The organism is Pseudomonas sp. 2995-1, assembly GCF_002742505.1.
Classification (GTDB): domain Bacteria; phylum Pseudomonadota; class Gammaproteobacteria; order Pseudomonadales; family Pseudomonadaceae; genus Aquipseudomonas; species Aquipseudomonas sivasensis.
The window spans coordinates 1-242 of the sequence record NZ_LJSA01000075.1 but is presented as its reverse complement, the minus strand read 5'-3'; the positions used below and the strand labels follow the sequence as shown (position 1 = coordinate 242).

Annotated in this window: 1 protein-coding gene; it reads left to right on the top strand. The window is 37.6% G+C overall.

The window, feature by feature from the left end:
* The coding region (locus AOA61_RS30765; protein WP_143521132.1) for an aminotransferase class I/II-fold pyridoxal phosphate-dependent enzyme at positions 1-242 on the top strand (242 nt) is incomplete at both ends.

Sequence of the window (242 nt, the reverse complement as noted above, 5' to 3'; positions counted from 1 at the left end):
TTTGTAGACTTTCTACCATCAACAGAATTGTCTCTTACAAGCTGGCTACCGTCCTATGGTAATTTAGTGTTGTTACGTTCATTAACGAAAATGTATACTATCCCGGGTCTTCGTATCGGTTATGTTCTGGCGAATGAGGATGTCATTGGAAAAATAAAGTCCTGGCAACTTCCCTGGAGTATAAATTCAATTGCAGATACGGTTGTTCCAAATTTATTAGAAGATGTTGAATACTTAGCAAG